At 40.1% G+C, this 15,275-nt stretch carries 14 protein-coding genes; 9 read left to right on the top strand and 5 right to left on the bottom strand.

All coding sequences use genetic code 11. The features are described 5' to 3' along the window. The first annotated feature begins 118 nt into the window (after positions 1-118). Positions 119-823 (top strand): NAD-dependent protein deacylase, encoded by a 705-nt coding sequence (locus BN988_RS15285; RefSeq protein WP_036577818.1) that lies wholly within the window; start codon positions 119-121, stop codon positions 821-823. A gap of 21 nt (positions 824-844) precedes the next feature. Here the strand turns inward: BN988_RS15285 and BN988_RS15290 are convergent, their stop codons facing one another. Next, positions 845-1,441 (bottom strand): YpjP family protein, encoded by a 597-nt coding sequence (locus BN988_RS15290; protein ID WP_036577819.1) that lies wholly within the window; start codon positions 1,439-1,441, stop codon positions 845-847. A 352-nt stretch (positions 1,442-1,793) separates the two neighbouring features. Here BN988_RS15290 and BN988_RS15295 point away from each other — a divergent pair, with 352 nt between their 5' ends. Further along, entirely contained in the window at positions 1,794-2,810 is a 1,017-nt protein-coding gene (locus tag BN988_RS15295; RefSeq protein ID WP_036577820.1) for a DUF3231 family protein, read from the top strand. A gap of 81 nt (positions 2,811-2,891) precedes the next feature. On the opposite strand, the gene BN988_RS15300 is transcribed toward BN988_RS15295, so the two are convergent. Further along, positions 2,892-4,298, bottom strand: a complete 1,407-nt coding sequence (locus tag BN988_RS15300; protein ID WP_036577821.1) for a SpoVR family protein — start codon at positions 4,296-4,298, stop codon at positions 2,892-2,894. Between the two features lie 187 nt (positions 4,299-4,485). Here BN988_RS15300 and BN988_RS15305 point away from each other — a divergent pair, with 187 nt between their 5' ends. The 6 genes from BN988_RS15305 (at position 4,486) to BN988_RS15330 (ending at position 9,836) form a co-directional block, all read left to right on the top strand. Continuing rightward, the gene (locus tag BN988_RS15305) at positions 4,486-5,559 is read left to right on the top strand and encodes a metal ABC transporter solute-binding protein, Zn/Mn family (protein ID WP_036577823.1); all 1,074 of its coding nucleotides are present in this window, start codon (positions 4,486-4,488) and stop codon (positions 5,557-5,559) included. A gap of 322 nt (positions 5,560-5,881) precedes the next feature. Next, complete coding sequence (locus BN988_RS15310; RefSeq protein WP_036578275.1) at positions 5,882-6,811, top strand: metal ABC transporter solute-binding protein, Zn/Mn family; 930 nt, start codon at positions 5,882-5,884, stop codon at positions 6,809-6,811. Positions 6,812-6,839: 28 nt separating this feature from the next. Beyond that, positions 6,840-7,622, top strand: a complete 783-nt coding sequence (locus BN988_RS15315) for a metal ABC transporter ATP-binding protein (protein ID WP_051558028.1) — start codon at positions 6,840-6,842, stop codon at positions 7,620-7,622. Continuing rightward, positions 7,594-8,463: a metal ABC transporter permease gene (locus BN988_RS15320; RefSeq protein WP_036577824.1), complete on the top strand. Its 870-nt coding sequence runs from the start codon at positions 7,594-7,596 to the stop codon at positions 8,461-8,463. The genes BN988_RS15315 and BN988_RS15320 overlap by 29 nt, the downstream gene beginning before the upstream one ends. Next, positions 8,460-9,323, top strand: coding sequence for a metal ABC transporter permease (locus BN988_RS15325; protein ID WP_036577825.1), 864 nt, complete (start codon positions 8,460-8,462; stop codon positions 9,321-9,323). Before BN988_RS15320 ends, BN988_RS15325 begins: the two co-directional genes overlap by 4 nt. A gap of 165 nt (positions 9,324-9,488) precedes the next feature. Then, the gene (locus BN988_RS15330) at positions 9,489-9,836 is read left to right on the top strand and encodes a hypothetical protein (RefSeq protein WP_036577827.1); all 348 of its coding nucleotides are present in this window, start codon (positions 9,489-9,491) and stop codon (positions 9,834-9,836) included. Positions 9,837-9,878: 42 nt separating this feature from the next. On the opposite strand, the gene yhbH is transcribed toward BN988_RS15330, so the two are convergent. Continuing rightward, positions 9,879-11,042: a sporulation protein YhbH gene (gene yhbH / locus BN988_RS15335; protein ID WP_036577829.1), complete on the bottom strand. Its 1,164-nt coding sequence runs from the start codon at positions 11,040-11,042 to the stop codon at positions 9,879-9,881. Between the two features lie 397 nt (positions 11,043-11,439). Between yhbH and BN988_RS18440 the strand changes: the two genes are divergently transcribed. After that, the gene (locus tag BN988_RS18440) at positions 11,440-11,832 is read left to right on the top strand and encodes a DUF3221 domain-containing protein (RefSeq protein ID WP_051558031.1); all 393 of its coding nucleotides are present in this window, start codon (positions 11,440-11,442) and stop codon (positions 11,830-11,832) included. Between the two features lie 86 nt (positions 11,833-11,918). On the opposite strand, the gene BN988_RS15345 is transcribed toward BN988_RS18440, so the two are convergent. After that, on the bottom strand, positions 11,919-13,814 hold the full coding sequence (locus BN988_RS15345) for a PrkA family serine protein kinase (RefSeq protein ID WP_036577830.1): 1,896 nt from the start codon (positions 13,812-13,814) through the stop codon (positions 11,919-11,921). A 55-nt stretch (positions 13,815-13,869) separates the two neighbouring features. Then, positions 13,870-15,135, bottom strand: coding sequence for an MFS transporter (locus tag BN988_RS15350; protein WP_036577831.1), 1,266 nt, complete (start codon positions 15,133-15,135; stop codon positions 13,870-13,872). Positions 15,136-15,275 lie beyond the last annotated feature (140 nt).

The raw sequence follows: 15,275 nt of genomic DNA on the forward strand, positions 1-15,275 counted from the left end.
GAACTTCTCGGTCCTTTTTATCCTCTTTTTTGAACACGCATTATTAGTAGAGCAACACGTAGTCATTATCTTTATTTTGTTAATTTGGACACGAAAAGTTAGATGGGATGGTGGAAGGATGCTAGAGCAATGGCTTCGTGATGCAACGTATACTGTGGTATTTACAGGGGCTGGTATGTCAACCGAAAGCGGATTGCCTGATTTTCGTTCTGCAAAGCAAGGGTTATGGAATAACCTGGACCCAAGTGAGATTGCAAGTACTGATGCTTTAAATAAAAATGTGCATGCCTTTACAGAATTCTATCGCCAACGGGTGCTCGGAGTGAAAACCTATGAGCCCCATAAAGGTCACTACATTTTAGCGGACTGGGAGAAACAAGGGAAATTAAAATCGATTATTACCCAAAATGTCGATGGGTTCCATCAAAAAGCAGGTTCCCAAAAGGTAGCGGAGTTACACGGTACATTGCAAACACTGCATTGCCAGTCCTGTAACAAGAAGTATAGCAGTGAAGCGTATCTTGATAAAGAATACCACTGTGATTGTGGTGGTATTCTCCGCCCCTCTATTGTTCTATTCGGAGAGGCATTGCCACAAAGCGCTTTCCAACAGGCTTTTACAGAAGCACAGGCCTGTGACCTGTTTGTAGTACTTGGTTCCTCTCTAAGTGTGACTCCTGCAAACCAATTTCCTTTAATTGCAAAAGATAGTGGAGCAAAACTTGTCATTATTAACCGCGAGGAAACTGACTTGGATTACTATGCGGATCTTGTTATCCATAATCGCAATATTGGAGACATATTAAAGGAGCTGGATGTATAATCCAGCTCCTTTCATTATCAACTATGCCATCCATTTCGGAGGAACGTTTTTATTCCAAAATATTTCACCAATCTCCCGGTGTGTTTCGAAGCGATCATTACTTACATGGTAATGAAAATTAAACCAATAACCTTCCATTGGACGGTTATCCCGGCGTACATGGAACTTCGCGAGGGCTTTATCTGTCCGAACATCATAGAGATTAAATATCTTTTCTCCCCATCCATCTGTCGGTTGATCTGTGATCCCAATAAAAGGGTAATCCGACTCATCAACTGTAGCCAATGTTTTGGTTACTGCTTCTTCCACACCAAATAAAATGGTATCTAAGAAGACAGGATCAATTTGAGACGAAATTTTCGGGCCAAGTTTTTTCATCGTTTGTACCCTTGCCTCTGAAGTCATTGACTGGACAAAAGAGACGCTTTCATCTTCTTGGCTTTCCCCTTCTAATGGACTATCTTCTTCAACAGTAGTGGAAATATCTTCTTTTATATCGGTTTTGGCAGAGATATCGTCTTTACTCTCATCAGCATTTAAAAAAGCTGGCGGGACATACATTCCCAGCGTCATTATGGTAATGAGGACGACTGCCGCCTTTCTTAGCCAAAGTTTCATATTACGGGCCCCTTTTATCCAGGTGTGCAACCGTCCGTAAGACTTCCACTTCAAAACATGAGGTGAAAACGTTAGTTTTTAGTGGGAGTAAACGGACGCTAACACGCCGATTCGTTCAACTAACAACCAGTGGGGAAAGAATGAAAACCTCCACTGATTGAAGTTTCACTTTATATACTTACTTAAAGTTTACCACGCAAAATAAATATGTCCATACATTTTCAGAACTTTAGCGGAAATATTAAAATTTTCTAAATGATTCAATGCCACCTATTTTAGAAACAACGTTCACATAATAAATGGAATTTGAGAGAAGCTAGAAATTAACTAAACTAGCCAGGAGTGAAGGAATTTGAACGAAGAAAAAAAGATTCACTTAGACTCAGGAGAAATCGCCTCCCTTTGGACTGCTTATGTAAATGACAGCATGTCTGTCCGTATCCTCCAGTTTATGATTCAACATACTCAAGATCCTGATATTAGCCCCGCAATTCAGCACGCCTTGGATATTTCAGAGGGGCATCTTAAACAGCTAACAGCTATTTTTGAAGCAGAAGAATATGCGATTCCGAACGGATTTACGAGTAAGGATGTTCATTTAGATGCCCCATGGCTGTTTTCCGATACATTCTGTCTTACCTACGTATCCCATATGGCAAAGGTTGGCATGCTTTCTTACAGTGGTTTACTATCCATGAGTACAAAGCCTTCCATCAGGGATTACTTCACGACTTGCCTAAACCAAACAGCTTCCTTATATAATCAAACAGTAGAAATTGCGACACATAAAGGGGTTAATCCACGCATTCCTTATATTGAAATACCTAAAAAAGCGGATTACATTAACAGCAAAGAATATTATAGTGGGCTTAATCCATTTAGTGATAAACGCCCGTTGAACGCTATCGAGATCTCTCATTTATACATGAATGCCCTGTCCAACTATGTTGGCATGAAACTATGTCTTGCTTTTGCTCAAACTTCCCCTAACAAAAAGGTACAGGATTTCCTTTTAAGATCAAAGGAAATTTCTAAAAAGCACAGCAAAATATTTAATTCCCTCTTAAGTGACAATAACATTGCAACACCACAACTTCCAGATGTAGCTGTAAGCTCCTCGACGACGGAAACATTTTCTGACAAAATGATCATGTTTCATATGTCCCTGTTAATTTCTGCTGGGATTGGAAATTACGCCACTGGTGCTGCGGCCAGCCAAAGATTAGATTTGGCCGTTAATTATGAACGCCTCTCGCTTGAAGTAGCGAAACTAGCGAAAAGTGGCGCTGACCTTATGATTGAGAACCACTGGCTTGAACAACCACCAGGTACAAAGAATAAGGAACAGCTTGCTAGGAATAAAAAATAAGGAGGAGCAGCTAAGAAAATGCTGCCCCTCTTTTAAAGTGCATTAATTTAGGTATTTTAACACCATAAGACACAGGCATATTTACAAGTTTCGTTGGTATACCTTTTTCCCATCATAGGAATAGACGACTGGCTTTTCTTCTACAGAGGTTTCCATATAAACGGTCTTCCCCCATAGCTGATAAATGTAGGGCAAAACATTTTCTAGGTAGCCAATATCGAGCTCCATACCTTCATAGCTGTGTTTTAAATATAACTCGCCATTTCGCAAGTAATCTCCATTCTCTACTGTGATGTAAGGAAATCCTCCGTTTACCCTCATGGACACAAGTTGATCTCGCACTTCTTCATATTTTTTATCGGTTATCGTATAGTCTCTGCCCTTCTTTTCAAAGAGATAAAGATCCTCCCGCTGTACAAGCTCTTTTGTTAAATAGTTGCGAATAAACGAAATATCAGCTTCTATTTCCCTTACCTCAAACATTTTCTCTCTACCCGATCCAGGCTCTATGCCGAGGTCTCTCATTTCCTTTGTTGGATTGTTATAGCGTTCTTCTATATCTTCAAAGATTTTCAATCCAAGGTAATAAGGATTAATGCCTTGCTTGGATGGTTGCACCACACCTGCATTTAATGATGCAAACTCAATTGTATCCTCTGTGCTAAGATCCATCTCACGCAGAATACGCTGGTGCCAGTACGAAGCCCAGCCTTCGTTCATGATCTTTGTTTCCAGCTGTGGCCAAAAATAAAGCATTTCCTCACGCATCATAGTTAAAATATCGCGTTGCCAATCCTCTAGCTCCGTGCTGTACTCTTCAATAAATAATAGTAAATCTTTTTCTGGATGTGGCGGGAACTTTTTCCGCTTTTTCACAAACCGTTTTCCTTTGTCTGTTGTTTTATCCAAATCCCAAAGGTCATCATAAGCCGTTTTTGCTTTGTATGGTTCTTCTTCTTCCTCCTCCAAATTATAAGCAGGGAGTTTTGGTCGAACAATGGATGGATCAATATGTTCCTGAATAGCAAGAATTGCGTTTAAAAACTGCTCCACCTCTTCCTTGCCATGAACCATTTCATAGTTTGCAATTCTTTCCGCCGTAGCTGTCATGCTTTCCACCATATCACGCCGTGTATTGGAAAAACGAACGTTATTTTTAAAGAAATCACAGTGTGCAAGAACATGTGCGATGATTAATTTGTTTTGTATGAGACTGTTTGTATCAAGCAAGAAAGCATAACAAGGGTTTGAATTAATGACTAACTCATATATTTGGCTTAAGCCAAGATCATATTGCAGCTTCATTTTATGAAATTGTTTTCCAAAGCTCCAATGGGAAAAGCGGGTTGGCATCCCATAGGCACCAAATGTATAGATGATATCAGCAGGACAAATCTCATAACGCATCGTATAAAAATCCAAACCAAATCCGGTTGCAATTTCGGTAATTTCTTCAATTGCACGGGTAAGTCCTCTCGTGTCGGTCAACGAATATCCCTCCTATCATGCTTTATATAGTGTATGAGAAGGGCTATTAATGATGAACAACTTTCTAACATCCAGACATTTACAAAGAAACTCTCACAAATCGAAACAATTACTATTTACAAACCGTAACCATTACGTTATGATATGTAAAGATTAAAACGATATAAACGTAAGGGAGAGCAAACAAATGAAAAAAAGAAATTACATAGTTCTAACTGGACTATTATTTTCACTGTTATTCATAGCTGCATGTAATAGCGAGTCAGAAAATATGGCCGCTGAAAACAATGACGAATCAGATAACCCGCTTAAGATTTATACCACCTTATATCCACTTGAAGATTTCACTAAGAAAATTGGTGGTGAGTTTGTTGAAGTGGAAAGCATTATGCCACTTGGCGCAGATGCTCATACGTTTGAACCAACATCAAAACAAATGGTGGATATCGCCGGTGCTGATGCCTTCATTTATAACGGAATGGGTATGGAATCCTATGCAGAAAGCATGTCTTCCGCACTTGAAAGCGAAGACGTTGCCCTAATAGAAGCTGCAGAGGGAATTGAGACAGTGGAACACAGCCATGAGCATGACCATGAAGGCGATGAAGAAAGCACTCATGAGCACGATCACGAAAGTGAAGATGCTACCACGGAAGAGCACGATCATGAAAGTGAAGATGCTACCACAGAAGAGCACGATCACGAAGATGAAGATGCTACACATGACCATAATCACGGGGACATGGATCCACACGTATGGTTAGATCCAATTCGTGCTATTGCGCTTGCGGAAAATATTAAAGACCAGTTAGTAGAATTAAAGCCTGAAGAAGAAGAAACGTTTGAAGCAAACTTTGAAACATTGAAAGCAGACTTAGAGAACCTAGATACAGATTTTCATAATTTAATAGATTCGAAGGAAAACCCTGAGATGATTGTTTCACATGCTGCTTACGGCTATTGGGAAGACAACTATGGTGTTGTACAAATCCCGATTGCAGGACTATCTTCTAGTGAAGAGCCTTCTCAGAAGGAACTTACAGAAGTTATTAGTGTTGCAAAGGAAAAAGACTTAAAATACGTCATATTTGAGCAAAATGTAACGACAAAAGTAGCAGAAGTAATTCGTAATGAAATTGGTGCAGAACCATTGCAACTGCATAATCTTTCCGTTCTAACTGAAGAAGATGCGGAAAACGACGAAGACTATTTCAGTTTAATGGAAAGAAATCTAGAAACATTAAATAAAGCACTTCAATAAAGTTTAACGAGGACGTGTCAGATGACACGTCTTCTTCATTTTAATTTCTACTCATTTAATGGTGAATACACAACATCATCTACAGTTCTAAATTCCGCTTAGAATACACGCTCCCTTTCATTAGGGGGCGTTTTATTTTTTTATTGTAAAATCGTTGCATTTTTTTAGTTTACCGAATATAATTTGCCTTAGGTAAACTTTTTATCTATCGTATAAATATTTATCGTAATTACAACACTTACTAACACAGCATAAAATGCCATTATATTTTTTTGCCCGAGTTTTGCATAAGGGAAACAATTAGGGAGAGGGGAAGATGAAAATGAAAAAATTATTTTTAATTGGTTTTGTGTGCTTATTATTTGGATTGGTTGGATGCTCCACCAAAACAGAAAGTAATGGAGGCTCTAGCAAGGAACCAGTCAAAGTAGTAACAACGATTGCTCAAATCGGGGACATAGCAAAGCAAGTAGGTGGAGAGGCAGTAGAAGTTGAAAGTTTAATGGGGCCTGGGGTTGATCCACATTTATACAATGCAGTTCAAGGAGATATCCAAAAGCTTCACGAGGCGGATATCATTTTCTACAACGGCCTCCACTTAGAGGGACAAATGGATGAGATTTTTCAAAATATGCAGGGAGAAAAGCCAACGATTACGGTTGCTGAAAGTATTCCGAAAGAGGAGCTATTGGCAGACCCAGCCAGTCCGGATATTACCGACCCACATGTCTGGTTTGATATTGCTCTATGGAAACAAGCAACAGAAGCTGTACGCGATGGGTTAATTGATTTAGATCCAGACAACGAGTCGGTGTATAAAGAAAATACATCAGCGTATTTAACCGAATTGCAAGAACTAGAAACCTATGCAAAGGAACGGTTTACCGAAATACCAGAGGAGAGCCGCGTACTAGTTACTGCTCATGACGCGTTCAATTATTTCGGAGAAGCGTATGGCTTTGAGGTTATCGGACTACAAGGATTGAGTACTGAATCTGATTATGGTGTAAACGATATTCAACGCATTATCGATGTCCTCGTAGAACGGAATATTAAAGGGGTATTTGTTGAAAGCAGTGTCTCTGAACGATCAATTAATGCTGTTGTAGAAGGTGCAAAGGAAGCAGGTCACGATGTTTCCATTGGTGGCGAGCTATATTCCGATGCCATGGGTGAAGAAGGTACAGAGGAAGGAACCTATATTGGAATGTTCAGACATAATGTCGACACCATCGTAGATTCTTTAAAATAAGTAATACTTAAAAAGGAGGAGAGAACCAATGCATGCACTTCATGTCTCAGATCTAACTGTATCTTATGATAAAAAACCTGTTTTGGAAGACGTATCTTTTTCCATTCCGAATGGTTCAATTACAGGGATCATCGGGCCTAACGGCGCAGGAAAATCCACTTTAATAAAGTCCATATTGCGGCTAATCCCATCTATTACTGGAGAAGTAAAAGTATATGGGAAACCATACGCGCAACAAAAGAAACTGATCGGTTACGTTCCACAGCGCAGTGAAGTCGACTGGGACTTTCCAACCAACGCGCTTGATGTCGTACTGATGGGAAGGTACCGCCATATCGGCATGTTTAAACGAGCAGGAAAAGAAGAGATCGCCTGGGCTAAAGCTTGTTTACAAAAAGTGGGCATGCAGGATTACACTGACCGGCAGATTAGTCAGCTGTCTGGTGGCCAGCAGCAACGTGTCTTTTTAGCAAGGGCACTAGCCCAAGATTGCCTGGTTTACTTTATGGATGAACCATTTTCCGGAGTTGATGCCGCGACGGAGCGGGCTATTATTCAGTTGATGAAAAATTGGAAGCAGGAAGGTAAGACGGTTATCGTGGTCCACCATGATCTGCAAACAGTAGAAGATTATTTCGATCATGTCATGCTTCTGAACAAACAGCTAGTAGACTTTGGGGAAACTCCAAAGGTTTTCACACTGGAAAACTTGGAAAAAACCTACGGTGGTAAAATTGCCTTTTTACAAAAAACGCCGAGCACAGAAAAGGAGCATCATGCACATGGACACCTTGCTTTCGAGTCTGAGTAATGCTAATTTCCAATGGGTGTTAGTAGGGAGTCTGCTCTTAGGATTTGCCAGCGGCGTTATTGGTAGCTTTGTATTGTTAAAAAAACAAAGCCTAATTAGTGATGCAATGGCACATGCCGCACTGCCTGGAGTCTGTATTATGTTTCTAATCTTTGAAGTGAAAAGTATACCTATTCTTTTAATTGGAGCAGCCATTACGAGCTTCCTAGCAACCCAAGCTATTCAGTTTATTATTAACAAATCGCGAATAAAGACAGATGCTGCAATTGGGATTATTATCTCCGTATTTTTTGGATTTGGTATTGTCTTGCTAACTTATATCCAGCAAAATTCCACCGGTAGCCAAGCGGGTCTAGACACCTTTATTTTTGGGAAGGCAGCATCACTAGTAAAAAGTGATGTTCAGCTTATCACAGGGGGAGCATTCCTTTTAGTGTTAATTTCTATGCTCTTCTTTAAAGAATTTAAGCTAACCTTGTTTGATCCACAGTTTGCGAAAGGTATTGGTCTACCTGTTAGCTTTCTAAATGGCTTCATGTTGTTCCTTGTTGTTGCCATCGTTGTAATCGGAATCCAAATGGTGGGGGTCATTTTAATTGCCGCTTTATTAATTACTCCCCCTCTTGCTGCAAGATATTGGACAGAGAAACTGGGCATGATGGCGATTCTAGCTGGAATATTCGGTGCAATATCAGGAGTGCTCGGGGCTATTATCAGTACCACGATAGTTGGCTTGCCTACTGGTCCGGTAATCGTACTCAGTGCTTCCTTCATCTTTTTTATATCCTTGTTGTTTGGTAAGAAAAAAGGGCTCGTCATAAGGAGGGTTAGACAGGCATGACCTATACATTATGGATTGTAATAACTGGTTGTTTAGTAGGGCTTACATGTGGTATCACGGGCTCGCTTCTCATTTTGCGTAAGATGTCCATGATTGCTGATGCGATCAGCCACACAGTACTACTAGGCATAGTCGGCGCCTTCTTTGTAACCCAGTCTCTTAATGGTGTTCCGATGTTAATTGGCGCAGCAATTGTTGGCCTGCTTACCGCCTTCTTTGTAGAGACATTACATCGTTCTGGCGTGCAGTCAGACGCGGCAATTGGTGTCGTCTTCACCTCCCTTTTCGCGCTTGGGGTAGTACTCATTGCCTTTATTGGTGATCAAGTCCATTTGGATGTACAACATGCCTTGATGGGGGAAATTGCCTTTGTGCCATGGAACACGCTCCAAATTGGGGGAGTTTCCTTGGGCCCTGTAGCTGTTTGGATGCTTGGAGGGGTACTGTTCGTTAACTTACTTTTAATCGCAATCTTTTACAAAGAAATCAAACTATCTACCTTTGATCCGCAATATGCACTACTGATTGGCGTTCCAGTTGTGTTTATTCATTATTTGCTAATGATTATGGTATCCCTATCAACCGTTGCATCCTTTGACAGCGTAGGTGCTATTCTCGTAGTAGCGATGCTTATCGTCCCTGGATCGACTGCCTATCTTTTAACAGACAAATTTTTCACGATGTTGTGGATGAGTGGAGCGATCGGCATTTTATCTGCCTTAATTGGCTATGGCAGCGCCGTATATTTTAATGTCTCAATAGCTGGATCGATGGCTAGTTCTACGGGCATATTATTTATCCTTGCCTTTTTATTCAGTCCAAGGCATGGACTTGTTTTTAAACGACTACGTACAACGTAAACGCATTAGATATATGAACAAGGCTCTGGCTAAAAACCGGAGCCTTTTTTAACGTGCGCACTTCCTTTTTCGTCTAATTACGAATTGCCAGCTAGGTTGTTTCGCTTATAATTCGAGGTATGTTTCTATTCAAAAGGGGGAAAATAAAGTAATGGAGGGATGACAATGGACCAATACTTAACGATCGAAAAATTTAATAAGCTTTTATCGAAATGGAACGGGAAAAAAGTACGGGTAGTCAAACAGGAAATTGATGACTGTGATGAATTGATTATCGACCTCCAGGCTGTCACCTATGAATCAAATCCCCACCGTCTGGATGAGTATACCCCCCTTCATTCCCTACAACTGAATGGGACAGGGCAAGTGGAAAACAGTGCACAGAATATGGAGCAGCTCCCTTCTTCTGTTTACGAAATTCCGCTTGAGGATTCTTCGCTGTACCAATTTGATGGATCCCGCTTTTCTTTAACAACGGACAGAGGTATTTATACTATTGAAGTAATCGAATAGAAACTGCCGTCAGCTTTTTCTATGCTGGCGGCAGTACGTTGCTTATATTAATACAGGTTTATTAGTAAAAAATTGCTTCATTGCGTGGTAGACATCCTTTTTTTCTTTTAACACATAATGTCGGAACTTTTCATTCGATATCGTGCTGTATGCTCGCATTAAGGTGGACGGGCGATTATAGCTATTCACTTCACCATATCCGAACATCTGCGACAGATCCATAATTTCATTTACCAACCGAATACAGGTAGGATTATCAGACGTAATGTTTTCCCCATCAGAAAAATGAAAAGGATAAATATTATAGCTGGATGGTCTGTACGTGTCTTGGATTAGCTCTAAAGCCTTGTAATAAGCAGAGGAACAGATCGTACCGCCACTTTCCCCTTTAGAAAAGAAATCCTCTTCTGAGACTACTTTTGCTTCAGTGTGGTGAGCGATAAATTCTATCTCTACTGTTTCATACTTCGAACGAAGAAAACGGGTCATCCAGAAGAAAAAACTACGTGCTACATACTTTTCAAATGTTCCCATGGAAGCACTTGTATCCATCATTGCCAGTACGACTGCTTTGGACTCTGGCTTCGTCACCTCATTCCACGTTTTAAAACGCAAATCATCATTATATATTGGCATAATGCCAGGTCTTCCTTCTGTAGCATTACGCTTTATGGAAGTAAGAATCGTCCGCTTCTTATCAATATTCCCCATCAATCCTTTTTTCCGGATATCATTAAACTCAATTTTCTCAGTAATGATGTTGTCCTGATCCTTTTGTTCTAAGTCTGGTAGCTCCAATTCCGCAAATAATGCTTCTTCTAATTCTGCCAGGGAAACTTCTGCTTCATAATAATCTGTTCCTGGCTTATCTCCAGCCTTTTTACCCTGACCAGCACCATCTTTACCCTTTTTATTTGGCTCCCGGGCGACGACATCTCCAACCTTACTGTCTCCATTCCCTTGCCCAACATGTTTTGACTTGTCGTAATTATATCTGATCTTATACTCATCCAATGAACGTATTGGTATTTTAATAACATCGCGGCCATTCGACATAATGATACTTTCCTCACTTACTAAATCAGGGAGGTTGTTTTTTATCGCATCTTTTACTTTATCAATATGTCGTTTTTGATCTTGATAGCCTTTGCGATGGAGGGACCAGTTTTCCTGGGAGACAACAAAGGTTTCCTTTTTCTCCTGCATAACCTCTCCTCCTACTAACTTATCAAAGCAATAATGGCTTTCTCTATACTATGCAAAGACAACTTAATTATTGCATTTTTTAAACTTTTTGGACGCATTAATTGTATTGGGGTGCTTTCTTGGTTGATTAAACCGCTATACTGGTTGATTGGGCCGCTCTCTTGGTTGATTGGACTGCTTTCTTGGTTGATTAAACCGCTATACTGGTCGATTGGACCGCTCTCTTGGTTGATTGAGACGCTATACTGGTTGATTGAACAGCAATCACAATCGATTAACGAGCACCTCTCTTCCAACACAATATATTTTTGAATATTTAAAAACAAATCAAACTAAGGTATTATATACTTATAAACCCAGTTCTCCATATCCTGAACTTTCGAAAGGAGTGCTAAGCTTGAACATCTTACTGCCTTCTTATAAGCGGATCCTCATAACTTGTTTCATTGCTTTTGTTGCCTATTTTTCTACCCATGTATTTTTATCGAAAATAGCAATTGCCAGCCCAGCACTTATTCCTGAACAGCACATGATCCAAGAAGGCTATGTCGTTTCAAAATCCTGGAATGGAATTCGAATCGCCAAACAACCAATAAGTGCTTCGGACAAACTCACAAACCTTTTCAAAGGGCACACAGATAGTATTCACGTAGAGAAACATCCTGAGATTGGAGCCAAACCCTTGTTTCACGATCTTAAAATTAACCAAAAGGTAAGAATATATAGTGACTACCTACGAGAATCAAATCCTCCCAAAACGTCAGCCTACTTTATAGAGAAGCTTTCCTAACTACATCAAACGAAAAAAGCTTCCTTCTGAAAATAAATTCAAAAGGAAACTTTTATATTTTTTAAATATCCTGCCTGTCGCTTTTCTTAACGATTCAACAAGCTTCCCACATACCGCAGTAGCTCATTGGCAGATACAGAGTTGTAGCCATGTTCGTCAATCAGGCGCGAAATGACCTCATTAACCTTTTTCAATTGAGACTCATCTGGCGTTTTTGATGAGGTCGTAATTTTAACAATGTCCTTCAGATCAGCAAATAATTTCTTTTGGATCGCTTCACGCAAACGATCATGAGAATTGTAGTCGAATCGTTTTCCTTTTCTAGCATATGCAGAAATTCGAATCAAAATCTCTTCCCTGAAAGCCTTTTTCGCATTTTCCGAAATACCAATCTGCTCCTCAATCGAACGCATTAGCTTTTCATCCGGACTCATTTCTTCCCCAGTCAACTGGTCGCGTAGCTTATTCTTATTACAAAATGCCTCCACATTATCCAAGTAGTTATCCATCAATGTTTTTGCAGATTCTTCATACGAATAGACAAACGCTTTTTGTACTTCTTTTTTAGCAATCTCATCGTATTCTTTCCGTGCCACCGATATATAATTCATGTAATCTTCTTTTGCCTCATCTGAAATCGATGCATGTTGATCAAGTCCATCTTTTAACGCGCGCAAAACATCTAACGCATTAATAGAAGGCACTTCTTTTCTAATAATGGCAGAGGATATACGGTTAATAACATAACGTGGATCAATTCCATTCATGCCTTCTACAGGATATTCCTTTTTTAATTCTTCTACGTCTATCTGACTAAACCCTTCCACATTTTCTCCATCGTATAGACGCATTTTCTTCACGATATCAACACTTTGTTTCTTAGAATCTTCTAATCTTGTCAATATAGAAAATATCGCTGCAACTCTTAGGGCATGCGGGGCAATATGAACATGCTTCATATCACTCTCATTAATCATTTTTTCGTAAATACGTTCTTCCTGACTTACTCGAAGGTTATAAGGAATTGGCATAACAATAATTCTGGAATGAAGTGCTTCATTCTTCTTATTGGAAATAAAGGAGCGATACTCTGACTCATTTGTATGGGCGACAATTAGTTCGTCTGCACTTATGAGCGCAAATCGTCCAGCTTTAAAATTACCCTCTTGTGTTAGGGAAAGCAGATGCCAAAGGAATTTCTCATCACATTTAAGCATCTCTTGAAACTCCATCATTCCTCGGTTTGCCTTATTTAATTCACCATCAAACCGGTATGCACGTGGATCTGACTCAGACCCATATTCTGCAATTGTAGAGAAATCAATGCTCCCTGTAAGATCTGCAATATCCTGTGATTTGGGATCAGAAGGGCTAAATGTACCGATCCCGATCCGTTTATCTTCCGAGAGAAAAATACGTTCTACCTGGACATCTTCAATTTTCCCATCATACTCTTTATCCAGTCGCATTGTATTTAATGGCGACAGACTTCCTTCTATTCTAATCCCATAGTCATCATAAAATTCCTCGCGTAAATGCTTCGGTATTAAATGCAGGGGATCCTCATGCATTGGGCAACCCTTTATGGCATAAACTGCTCCTTCATCCGTCCTTGAATACTGCTCTAAACCACGCTTTAACATGGTAACAATGGTAGATTTTCCTCCACTGACCGGCCCCATTAATAATAATATCCGTTTTCGCACATCAAGTCGTTTCGCTGCTGGGTGAAAGTATTCCTCCACTAGTCGTTCAATCGATTCCTCCAGCCCAAAAATCTCTTCCCCGAAGAAATGGTACATCTTTCTACCATCTCTTTCACTTAAGCCGGAATGCTTTATCATATTGTACACACGCGAATGCGCAGTTTGGGCAACTTCTGGCCGCTCCCTTATGATTGCAAGGTAATCTGCAAACGTGCCTTCCCACTTCAATGTTCTCTCTTCTTCACGATACTGCTTCACTTTGTTTAGTATATCCATTAGGTTCCCTCCATCTAGGGCATGGTTTATACAGTTTATGCAGCAGGCTTATTCATCATGCCGGTTTGTTTTCCACAGGTTCATTCGTTCGCTTCACAGACCGGAAAACAAAATAGAAGTACAAGGAACCGACTAGGTAGAGACAAGCCGTAATCGTAAATACATTTGCATAGCCCCAATAAGCGCCATATTTAAGCACAATTCCGGTAGAAACAGGTCCCATAAATGCCCAACCTAAATTGAATACCATCTGATTTACAGAGTTAGCGAGGCCCTTCATCGAATCGTCCACCTGTGACATCATGAGCGAGGATTGAATTGGGTTCCCAGCATTCATTAAAGCTTGCCTGAATAAAAATCCAACCGTTGCCAACAGTAGATTATCCGTATAAGCGGTCAATAGCAGGAAAGGCAATGAAAGGAGTTGTAAGGTGACAACAGCCCGTACTTCGCCCATCTTACTCACAACAAAAGGTCCAACAAACATGGCAATAGCCGTAGCCGCCTGGCCAATAGAAATAATCAGACCAACTACAGAATTTGAGGCAGAAAACCTGTCAGCAAAATACAAGTTAAGATATGGAATGACAAGGCCGCTACCAAATCCAATTAGTAACTGTGCAATGGCGAAAAGCGCGATAATTTTAAAACCAAATTTATTATCGCTGACATACTGCTTCAGATTGAATTTCTGTTTCTTCTCTGGTTTCGGTTTACGTTGTTCGCTCAGCTTTAATATAGGAAAGAAGGATAGAAAATAAAATAAACTCCCGATAATTAAGGTATACCGAATGCTTTGTAGATCTGTTGTTAAAAGGGAAAACAAATCGGTTAAAGTCCCACCAAGAATACTCCCAATTACATTCGCAACCGTGACAAGTGCTGCGTGCAGGCTAAACAGATGCACACGTTGTTTTAGGGCAGAGTTCTCGGCAAGCCACGGTACCGTAGAAACCTGCAAGAAGGCAGTGAAGATCCCAGTAGCAAAACCTGCTACTAGTAACAAAGATTCCAGTTCTATAATACTCCGTAAAAAAAGTACCAGCCCTGCTACGAGGATGCCAAAACCCATAATGCGTTTTCGTCCCAACTTATCACTGAGAAATCCAGCTGGTACGAGAATAATCGCTGTGGCAAGTGCTGTTAGCGCGATAACCTGTCCATTTACATCCTGACTATAGCCAAGCTCCCGTATATAAAAGTTGTAAACAACCATAAAGATGCCCAGACCAACCTGGGAAAAGATATTAGCCAAAATAGCTAGTTTAATATTATTATTGTATGTTTTGAATTGCGTTACCCATTCTTGAATAAATCGCATGATGTTCGCCGCCTTATTATTTCGTGTCCCTAAATATATTAGCCACAAATGATAGAAAAGTAAATATATAATGTCTAGATTTATAGAAATTTATTTTCCACGTCGGTCATATTAAAAAGGCAAAACAAAAACCCTGGCAG

The organism is Oceanobacillus picturae (genome assembly GCF_000612865.1).
Classification (GTDB): domain Bacteria; phylum Bacillota; class Bacilli; order Bacillales; family Amphibacillaceae; genus Oceanobacillus_B; species Oceanobacillus_B jordanicus.

Excerpts from the sequence above, each read along its gene's own strand:
- BN988_RS15285 (WP_036577818.1), top strand. The coding sequence starts at position 119 with ATGCTAGAGCAATGGCTTCGTGATGCAACGTATACTGTGGTATTTACA.
- BN988_RS15290 (WP_036577819.1), bottom strand. The coding sequence starts at position 1,441 with ATGAAACTTTGGCTAAGAAAGGCGGCAGTCGTCCTCATTACCATAATG.
- BN988_RS15305 (WP_036577823.1), top strand. The coding sequence starts at position 4,486 with ATGAAAAAAAGAAATTACATAGTTCTAACTGGACTATTATTTTCACTG.
- BN988_RS15310 (WP_036578275.1), top strand. The coding sequence starts at position 5,882 with ATGAAAAAATTATTTTTAATTGGTTTTGTGTGCTTATTATTTGGATTG.
- BN988_RS15315 (WP_051558028.1), top strand. The coding sequence starts at position 6,840 with ATGCATGCACTTCATGTCTCAGATCTAACTGTATCTTATGATAAAAAA.
- BN988_RS15320 (WP_036577824.1), top strand. The coding sequence starts at position 7,594 with ATGGACACCTTGCTTTCGAGTCTGAGTAATGCTAATTTCCAATGGGTG.
- BN988_RS15325 (WP_036577825.1), top strand. The coding sequence starts at position 8,460 with ATGACCTATACATTATGGATTGTAATAACTGGTTGTTTAGTAGGGCTT.
- BN988_RS15330 (WP_036577827.1), top strand. The coding sequence starts at position 9,489 with ATGGACCAATACTTAACGATCGAAAAATTTAATAAGCTTTTATCGAAA.
- yhbH (WP_036577829.1), bottom strand. The coding sequence starts at position 11,042 with ATGCAGGAGAAAAAGGAAACCTTTGTTGTCTCCCAGGAAAACTGGTCC.
- BN988_RS15345 (WP_036577830.1), bottom strand. The coding sequence starts at position 13,814 with ATGGATATACTAAACAAAGTGAAGCAGTATCGTGAAGAAGAGAGAACA.
- BN988_RS15350 (WP_036577831.1), bottom strand. The coding sequence starts at position 15,135 with ATGCGATTTATTCAAGAATGGGTAACGCAATTCAAAACATACAATAAT.